This is a genomic window from Streptomyces sp. ID05-39B (assembly GCF_033794725.1).
Taxonomy (GTDB): Bacteria; Actinomycetota; Actinomycetes; order Streptomycetales; family Streptomycetaceae; genus Streptomyces; species Streptomyces bobili.
Map to the genome: position 1 here is coordinate 110946 of NZ_JARGEF010000002.1, position 6732 is coordinate 117677.

The 6732-nt window shown below is 72.6% G+C and carries 5 protein-coding genes and 1 pseudogene; 2 read left to right on the forward strand and 4 right to left on the reverse strand.

What is annotated here, in order from left to right:
- Window positions 1–81: 81 nt before the first annotated feature.
- On the forward strand, window positions 82–876 hold the full coding sequence (locus tag P1P75_RS01450) for a metal-dependent hydrolase (RefSeq protein WP_086764442.1): 795 nt from the start codon (window positions 82–84) through the stop codon (window positions 874–876).
- Window positions 877–902: 26 nt separating this feature from the next.
- Here P1P75_RS01450 and P1P75_RS01455 read toward each other — a convergent pair whose 3' ends face one another.
- From P1P75_RS01455 to P1P75_RS01470, 4 genes are all read right to left on the reverse strand, one after another.
- Window positions 903–1157, reverse strand: coding sequence for a type B 50S ribosomal protein L31 (locus tag P1P75_RS01455; protein WP_319251113.1), 255 nt, complete (start codon window positions 1155–1157; stop codon window positions 903–905).
- Between the two features lie 105 nt (window positions 1158–1262).
- A complete protein-coding gene (locus tag P1P75_RS01460) occupies window positions 1263–1733 on the reverse strand; it encodes a DUF5709 domain-containing protein (RefSeq protein WP_319251115.1) in 471 nt (156 codons plus the stop codon).
- A gap of 606 nt (window positions 1734–2339) precedes the next feature.
- Window positions 2340–4193 carry an ABC transporter ATP-binding protein gene (locus P1P75_RS01465; RefSeq protein WP_319251117.1) on the reverse strand — a complete coding sequence of 618 codons (1854 nt, stop codon included), beginning with the start codon at window positions 4191–4193 and terminating at the stop codon, window positions 2340–2342.
- The gene (locus P1P75_RS01470; RefSeq protein WP_319251119.1) at window positions 4190–6019 is read right to left on the reverse strand and encodes an ABC transporter ATP-binding protein; all 1830 of its coding nucleotides are present in this window, start codon (window positions 6017–6019) and stop codon (window positions 4190–4192) included. The genes P1P75_RS01465 and P1P75_RS01470 overlap by 4 nt, the downstream gene beginning before the upstream one ends.
- Window positions 6020–6199: 180 nt before the next feature.
- Here P1P75_RS01470 and P1P75_RS01475 point away from each other — a divergent pair.
- Window positions 6200–6516, forward strand: a pseudogene (locus P1P75_RS01475) (peptide-N4-asparagine amidase); the annotation flags it as partial.
- Between the last annotated feature and the right edge of the window lie 216 nt (window positions 6517–6732).

Here is a 6732-nt window from a genome sequence, read left to right on the forward strand (position 1 = left end):
GCTACGCTGTGTCGCCGACGGAGCGTCATCGCACCCGGTCAACTGGACAGCGGCACACGAGGAATGGGGCGGGCAACGGCCATGATGGGACCAGCACACTCACTGTCGGGCGCGGCCGCCTGGCTCGGCGTCGGCGCGGCCGCAGCCGCGGCGGGCCACACGATGCCATGGCCGGTTCTGCTCGCCGGTGCGCTGATCTGCGCCGGAGCCGCTCTGGCCCCGGACCTCGACCACAAGGCCGCGACGATCTCCCGGGCCTTCGGACCCGTCTCCCGCTGGCTGTGCGAGATCGTGGACAAGCTCTCCTACGCCGTCTACAAGGGCACGCGGAAGCAGGGCGACCCGCGCCGCTCCGGCGGGCACCGCACTCTGACGCACACCTGGCTGTGGGCGGTGATGATCGGCGCGGGAGCCTCGGCGCTGGCGATCACCGGTGGCCGCTGGGCGGTGCTGGGGCTCCTCTTCGTCCACATGGTCCTGGCCATCGAGGGCCTGCTGTGGCGGGCGACCCGTGGTTCCAGCAGCGATGTGCTGGTGTGGCTGCTGGCGGCGGCGAGCGCGTGGATCCTCGCCGGGGTCCTGGACCAGCCGGGCAACGGGGCGGACTGGCTCTTCACGGACCCGGGCCAGGAGTACCTGTGGCTCGGGCTGCCGATCGTGCTGGGCGCCCTGGTCCACGACATCGGGGACGCGCTGACCGTCTCGGGCTGCCCGGTCCTGTGGCCCATTCCGATCGGGCGCAAGCGCTGGTACCCGATCGGTCCGCCGAAAGCGATGCGGTTCAGGGCCGGCAGCTGGGTCGAGCTGAAGGTGCTGATGCCGGTGTTCATGCTGCTCGGAGGGGTGGGCGGCGCGGCCGCGCTCAACTACATCTGAGCCGTGCCGGGGGCGGCACGACCGGCTCAGGTCGGCGTGCCTCCGCCGAAGCGCCGCTCGAAGCGGGCGATACGGCCTTCCGTGTCCACGGTGCGGGCCTTGCCGGTGTAGAACGGGTGGCTCTCCGAGGAGATCTCGACGTCCACGACGGGGTAGGTCTCGCCGTCGTCCCACTCGATGCTCTGGTCGCTGGTCGCGGTGGACCGGGTCAGGAAGGCGTAGCCGGCGGCGCGGTCACGGAAGACCACCGAGTGGTAGTCGGGGTGCTTGTCCTGCTGCATGCCTACTCCTCGTGCGGTGGTTGCGGTAGAGGGGCTGGGTGCGCGGTCGGCGGGCCCCGGTGTGCCGTGGCGTTCGGACAGGAGGTCCGGGGGGCCGTGCCCGGATCACCCGGGAAGGACGTCCTCGTCGACGATGTGCATCGCGGCCTCCTCCGCGGAGGCGGCGGCGCCGTCGATGCCGACGTCGGTGGCGATCAGGGCACTCTCCTCGTCCTCGTGGGCTCCCTCGTCCGGTGCCACGAGACGGCCGGAGCGGGCGGCGCCGACCTCGTTGTCGAGAAGTTCCCCATCGGTGTCGTCGCTGTCGCCGAGGCCGTCGCCGTCAGGTGTGACGAGGTCCGGCAGTTCTTCCGAGAGCCGCTGGTCGAGGGTCTCGCCCTGTCGGCGCTCCGCGGCCGTCACACCGTCGTGCTCCACGGCCCAGGGCCGTTCCGGAGGCGACCAGCCACGGTCCAGGGGGTCGCCGACACCGTCGTTCTCCAGGGTGTCCTCCGCGTCGAGGAGTCCGGCGTCGTCCTGAATCTCGGAGGCGTCGGGCTGGTAGACGTCGTCTCCCCATCCGTCGGCGCTGTTCACGGGTACCTCCAGGGGGTGACGGGCCCGTCCACACCGCGCGGTCGGCGGTGGGCCACCGTGGCACGGGGCACCGGCCGGCGGCGGGATGCGCCGGCCGGTCCTGCCCGGCTGCCTTCCGCGGGGGGTGCCGCTCTCCAGCGTTCCACCCCCGTTCGGGAGTGCGCAACGCCAGAGCCGTGCCGGGGCGCTCGCGGCCCCACCGGAGCGCCGGGCAGCCGCCGGCCGGCGGTGCCGTGCGCGGCCGCCCGGCCACCTGTCGGCCGGGGCGGCACAGGCCTCCCGCCGCGGCACGGCACCGGCCTCACACCCGCTTCCGGCCCGCCTTGCGGCGGCGCGGTCGCGGCCGTTTTCCGCTCGGATCCGGGTGGTGCGGTGGCGGCCGCTCTCCGCCTGGGTCCCGGTGGTGCGGTGGCGCACGCTTTTCGTCCGTCTGTCGGCGGCTCGGCTGCGCCCACCTCGTCAGCCGGCTCCTGCACGTCGCCCGAGGGCCCGGCCGCGACCGCCTTCCGTCCACCTCATGAAGGCTCGACCCCAGCCGGACCCACCGGCACCTACCGGCTCCCGCACGCAGTCCGGCACCACCCGGCGACCCCGCGGTCCACGCCCTCAGCCGTGCCAGGACCGCCACAGGGCCGCGTAGGCCCCGTCCGCGGCGACCAGCTCGTCATGGCTGCCCAGCTCGCTGATGCGGCCGCTCTCCACGACAGCGATGACGTCCGCGTCGTGAGCCGTGTGGAGGCGGTGGGCGATGGCGATCACGGTGCGGCCGTCCAGGACGCGGGCGAGGGAGCGCTCCAGGTGGCGGGCGGCGCGGGGGTCGAGCAGCGAGGTCGCCTCGTCGAGGACCAGCGTGTGGGGGTCGGCCAGGACCAGGCGGGCCAGCGCGATCTGCTGCGCCTGTGCCGGGGTGAGCACATGGCCGCCCGAGCCGACCTCGGTGTCCAGGCCGTCGTCCAGGGCGCGGGCCCAGCCGTCCGCGTCGACCGCGGTGAGCGCCGCCCACAGCTCGGCCTCCTCCTCCGCCGCGCGCGCCTTCGCTTCTGCGCGCGCCTCCGCCTCCGCCGGACCGTCCTCGCCCGGTTCCAGCCGCGCGTGGGGGAGCGCCAGCCGGAGGTTGTCGCGCAGGGAGCCGACGAAGACGTGGTGCTCCTGGTTGACGAGTGCGACGTGGGAGCGGACGCGTTCGGCGGTCATCCTGGACAGTTCGGCCCCACCGAGGGCGACCCTGCCGTCCCGAGGCGCGTAGATGCCGGCGAGGAGCCTGCCCAGGGTGGACTTGCCCGCGCCGGAGGGGCCGACGAGGGCCAGCCGGGTGCCGGGCGCCACCTCCAGGGACACCTGGCGCAGCACGTCGACGCCCTCGCGGTAGCCGAAGTGGACCCGGTCGGCGAGCACGTCCCGTCCGTCCGGTTCCAGCCCGGAGTCACCGGCGTCCGGCTCGATGTCCCGTACCCCGACCAGGCGGGCCAACGACACCTGCGCCACCTGCAATTCGTCGTACCAGCGCAGGATCAGGTTCACCGGGTCGACGAGCATCTGGGCGAGGAGCGCGCCCGTCGTCAGCTGTCCGACGCCGATCCAGCCCTGAAGGACGAACACCCCGCCGAGCATGAGGACCGAACCGAGGACGGTGACATGCACGAGGTTGATGACCGGGAAGAGGACCGACCGCAGCCACAGTGTGTAGTTCTCCCACGCCGTCCACTGCTTGACCCGCAGCTCCGACAGTTCGACCCGGCGGTCGCCGAGGCGGTGGGCCTCGACGGTCCGCCCGGCGTCCACGGTCTCGGCGAGGGCGGCGGCGACGGAGGCGTAACCGGCGGCCTCCGAGCGGTAGCCGGCGGGGGCCCGCTTGAAGTACCAGCGGCAGCCGACCACCAGCAGCGGCACCGCGACCAGCACAGCGGGTGCCAGCGGCGGGGCGGTGACGACGAGCCCGCCGAGCAGCAGCGCCGCCCACATCACGCCGATCGTCAACTGGGGCACGGCCTCGCGCATGGCGTTGGCCAGCCGGTCGATGTCGGTGGTGATGCGGGACAGCAGGTCGCCGGTGCCGGCCCGTTCCAGCACGCCCGGCGGCAGCCGGACCGACCGGACGAGGAAGTCCTCGCGGAGGTCGGCCAGCATCCGCTCGCCGAGCATCGCGCCGCGCAGCCGCACCTGCCGTACGAAGGCGGCCTGGACGACGAGGGCGAAGACGAACAGCGTGGCGGTGAGCCCCAAATGGAGTTCCCGGGCTCCCTCCGACAGCCGTTCCACGACGTCGCCGAGGAGCCATGGGCCCACCATCGAGGCGACGGTGGCGACCGTGTTGACGGCCAGGAGCACCGCGAACGCACGGCGGTGCCGGCGCAACAGTTCGGCCACGTAGGCGCGTACGGTCGCGGGGGCTCCGACGGGCAGCGTGTTCGCCGTCGTCGGTGCCGCCGGGTCGTACGCCGGTGGCGCCACGCCGATCATGCGGACTCCTCGATCTCTTGTCGTTCGTCGTCGTCGAGCCGTTCGGCGTGTTCGAGTGCGTGCAGTTCCTTCAGCACCCCGTCGAGCGCGGTCTCTTCCTCGGTCTCGCGGGTCACCACCGCGCGGTATCGCGGCTCGGACCGCAGCAGTTCGCGGTGCACGCCGGTTGCCACGACCAGGCCCTCGTGGACGAGAACGACCCGGTCGGCCCGGTCCAGCAGCAGCGGGGATGAGGTGAACATGATCGTGGTGCGTCCCCTCCGGATGTCCCGCAGGCCTTCGGCGATCCGTGCCTCGGTGTGCGAGTCGACGGCGGAGGTGGGTTCGTCCAGGACGAGCACCTCCGGGTCCGTGAACAGCGAGCGGGCCAGCGCGAGCCGCTGGCGCTGGCCGCCCGAGAGAGAGCGTCCCCGTTCGGTGATGTGGGCGTCCATCGGGCCGTCGGCCTCCAGCGAGCCCTGGACGAGGGCGTCGAGAACGTCCCCGCACTGGGCGGCCGTCAGTGCCCGCGCCGTGTCGACCTCACCCGAGGCCGGCACGTCGAACAGGTCGCGCAGGGAGCCCGACAGCAGCACCGGGTCCTTGTCCTGGACGAGGACGGCCGTGCGCGCGCTGTCCAGCGGCAGTTCGTCCAGGGGGACTCCGCCGAGCAGTACCGACGGGCCGTCCTCGCAGGGGTGTCCGCCGAGACGATCGGCCAGCCGCCCGGCGGTGTCGGGGTCGCCGCACACCACGGCGGTGAGCGCGGCGGCCGGGGCGAGCAGTCCCGTGGCCGGGTCGTACAGATCACCGCGGGGCAGGTCGGCGGCGCGCGATCCGCCCGCGTCCGTGGCCCGCTCCAGCGACAGCACACGCGCGGCACGCTTCGCGGACGGGCGGGAGAAGGAGTAGGCCATGGCGATCTCCTCGAAGTGCCTGAGGGGATACATCAGGACCATGACGGAGCTGTAGACGGTGACGAGTTCGCCGACGGTGATCCGTCCCTGGCGGGCAAGGTGGACACCGTAGAACACGACCGCGATCAGCAGCAGGCCCGGCAGCAGGACCTGGATGGCGCTGATCAGCGACCACATGCGGGCACTGCGTACGGCGGCCTGACGGACCTCCTGGGAGGCACGGCGGTAGCGGTCGAGGAAGAGTTCCTCGCCGCCGATGCCACGCAGTACCCGCAGGCCCGCCACGGTGTCGGAGGCCAGTTCGGTGGCGCGTCCGGCCTTCTCGCGCTGGATGTCGGCGCGATGCGTCGCGCGGGGCAGGAGGGGCAGCGCCGCGAAGGCGACGAAGGGCAGGCCCAGGGCGACGACGATGCCGAGGGCCGGCTGGTAGACCACCAGGCCGGCGCAGACGAAGACGACGGTGAGGGCGGCGGCCGAGAAGCGCGAGACGCCTTCGACGAACCAGCCGATCTTCTCGACGTCGCCCGTGGAGACGGCGACGACCTCACCGGCCGCGACCCGCCTGCTGAGCGCGGAGCCCAACTGCGAGGCTTTGCGGGCGAGGAGCTGCTGGACGCGGGCGGCCGCTGTGATCCAGTTGGTGACGGCGGCGCGGTGCAGGAAGGTGTCCCCGAGCGCGGTGGCGGCACCGAACAGGGCCATCAGGCCACCGGCGAGGGCGAGCCGTGTCCCGGAGCGGTCGATGACCGCCTCGATGGCGAACCCGACGCAGAACGGCTGCGCCGAGACGGCCATGAAGTGCAGCAGGCCCCAGGCCAAGGACGTGAGCTGGCCGCCCAGCTGGTTGCGTCCGAGCCACCACAGGAAGCGGGGTCCCGAGCGTACGTCCGGGACACCCGGGTCGGGATACGGAAGGTCTTGGATCTGCATGACGTCCCAGTGGCTCGTGTCAGGGATGGGGGAGGGACCGCGGTCGGCGGCGACAGCAAACCGTGAAAGGTTCGCTTCGCAGGGTGGTCAAAATCAACCCGTTTTCCACGGCACCGCACAGTTCCGGCTGTCGGGCGGCGCAGGGCGGGGAACCGGGCCTCCTCTCGAGTGATCCTCCTGGTGGGTACCGCCCTCGGCGGCGCGGCCGGATCCGCCGCCGTGCAGCCCCGACCCGCCGACATCCCGGCCGAGTTCGGCACGGACCGGCACGACCCCCTCACCACTGCCCCGTCCGTCACCAGCCCCGACACCCGCTCCTGCCGATTCACCGTCGCCGAGGCACAGTGCCGCGACTTCACGCCGTACCGGGGGACGTACACACCGCCGAAGGGCTGTGGCGACCGCTGGAGCAAGGTGGTGCTGCGGTTCGACGGCAAGGTCGGGGACGGCAGTTCGACCGGCTCGGCCACCTCCGCGTCGGCGGTGTCGAAATCTTCAACTGGCCGGAATCGCCCCCTTTCCGCGTGTGTGGACCGGCGGCTGTCCGATCCGTTCCTCTGGCAGGTGATTCCGGGCCCCGCGCCTTCGACATCAAGCCGATCGCCCCGACCTGATCCCCGTTATGTTCTTCGCGGTCCTGCAAGAGGGCCGCTGGCCTCCGGGCCCGGCATGACTGTGTCCCCCTGTCGAACGGATGACCTGGGGGGTGGTGT